The 379-nt window shown below is 53.3% G+C and carries 1 protein-coding gene; it reads left to right on the top strand.

The genetic code is table 11. The features are described 5' to 3' along the window. The coding region (locus ACEWB7_RS18780; protein ID WP_411581199.1) for a 3'-5' exonuclease at nucleotides 1-379 on the top strand (379 nt) is incomplete at both ends.

The raw sequence follows: 379 nt of genomic DNA, 5'->3' as shown, positions 1-379 counted from the left end.
AGTTGGACGCGTTACTGGATAAATTATCCGGCTATGCGAAGGAGGATGAACGTATCCTGGTGCTGGCGCGCTATCACCATCTGAAACCCGCGAGTCTACAAAAAGCGGCGACTCGCTGGCCGAAGTTACAGATAGATTTCATGACTATCCATGCCAGCAAAGGCCAACAGGCCGATTACGTGATTCTTGTCGGATTGCAGGAGGGTAACGACGGTTTCCCCGCCCCGGCGCGAGAATCCATTATGGAAAGTGCGCTTTTTCCTCAGGTTGAGGATTTTCCGGACGCTGAAGAGCGGCGTTTGTTATATGTGGCGTTGACGCGCGCGCGTGCGCGGGTCTGGCTGCTTTTCAATAAAGATAATCCCTCGCGCTTTGTGGA

Origin of the sequence: Acinetobacter sp. NIOH-H-8 (assembly GCF_046635365.1) — a bacterium.
GTDB lineage: Bacteria > Pseudomonadota > Gammaproteobacteria > Pseudomonadales > Moraxellaceae > Acinetobacter.
The sequence above is the reverse complement of the archived record's forward strand: the minus strand, read 5'-3'. Positions and strand labels throughout refer to the sequence as shown.